Consider the following 377-nt stretch of genomic DNA (forward strand, 5'->3'; position numbering starts at 1 on the left):
ACGTCGACGCGACCGTCAGCTCCCTCACCGTCGACGTGCCGTCGAACGTGACGGACGCACTGCTCACCGCGCTGCCGCACGCCTTTCACGGCGGTGTGGGAGACGGGCTGCTCGCCGCGCTGGCGCTGGCACTGATCACCTGGCGCCGGGAACACGGCGTGGACCTGCCTCAGGCCCTGATCAACCTCGAGGGGCACGGCCGCGAGGAACACGTCGTCGCCGGTGCCGACCTGTCCCGCACCGTCGGCTGGTTCACCACCGTGTATCCGGCGAGTCTGGACCTCACCGGGATCGACGTCGACGACGCCATGGCCGGCGGCCCGGAGGCGGGCCGGGCGGTCAAGGCCGTCAAGGAACAGCTGCTCGCGATCCCGGAC

General features: G+C 71.4%; 1 protein-coding gene. It reads left to right on the forward strand.

Annotated features, from left to right (window positions below):
* The coding region (locus AC1DYG_RS20645) for a hypothetical protein (RefSeq protein ID WP_477641696.1) at positions 1-377 on the forward strand (377 nt) is incomplete at both ends.

The sequence above is a fragment of the Pedococcus sp. P1_H8 genome (assembly GCF_056405175.1).